The sequence below is a fragment of the Salifodinibacter halophilus genome, assembly GCA_012999515.1.
Lineage (GTDB): Bacteria > Pseudomonadota > Gammaproteobacteria > Nevskiales > Salinisphaeraceae > Salifodinibacter > Salifodinibacter halophilus.
In genome coordinates, this window is record JABEEB010000361.1 from 1 (window position 1) to 262 (window position 262).

At 69.5% G+C, this 262-nt stretch carries 1 protein-coding gene; it reads right to left on the bottom strand.

Annotated features, from left to right (window positions below; genetic code table 11):
- Positions 1–262 (bottom strand): cytochrome c oxidase assembly protein (locus HKX41_12030; GenBank protein NNC24863.1); only part of this gene is annotated, 262 nt, incomplete at both ends.

Consider the following 262-nt stretch of genomic DNA (forward strand, 5'->3'; position numbering starts at 1 on the left):
TCGGTCTTGTTGAAATAGCCCGACGCGCGCGCCGGCGCCACCGAGGGCGAGGCGCTGCCGACGATGGGCGCGTCGCTGGTGTTGCGCGCGTAGTAGGTGGTTTCGTACTGCTCGCCCGGGCGCACCTTCATGCTCACCACGTGCGGGCGGAATTCCCACGGCAGCTTGGAATTGACGCTGCCGTCGAACTGCACGGTGACGATGCGGTCGCTGACCGCATGGCCGCCGCGGTCGGCGTCGGCGACGCCGCGCTCCAGACGGA